This is a genomic window from Dellaglioa sp. CoH-57-MRSF-18, from assembly GCF_056781995.1.
The window spans coordinates 1-319 of the sequence record NZ_JBXAXX010000170.1 but is presented as its reverse complement, the minus strand read 5'-3'; the positions used below and the strand labels follow the sequence as shown (position 1 = coordinate 319).

Below are 319 nucleotides of genomic sequence, written 5' to 3'. Positions count from 1 at the left end.
GAATCAGGTCGAGTGATAGTTCATCATGCAGGTTCATTCTGGCTCCGCATCCGGGTAGTCTTCGGCATATTCGACATCTTTGCCGCTGCCGTCTTCGATAAATGTGCCACCTTCCTCGTAATCCACGGGATGGTAGCGGACCATGGTCGGCACCATGCCCATGAAGTAGGCAGTGTGAGCGATATAGCCGCTGCTGAGGCCACCCTCTTCACCCAAATCATGATCAGTTATGAACGCGGGCGCGTCGTAACTTGACCAATCACCTTCGATGCGTGTGCCTTCTTCGAATACGGCAGTGATGCGATGGAGACTACCACCC

The 319-nt window shown here is 53.9% G+C and carries 1 protein-coding gene; it reads right to left on the bottom strand.

The window, feature by feature from the left end:
* Positions 1-33: 33 nt before the first annotated feature.
* The coding region (locus AC1RPG_RS08595) for a hypothetical protein (protein WP_481762569.1) at positions 34-319 on the bottom strand (286 nt) is incomplete at its 5' end.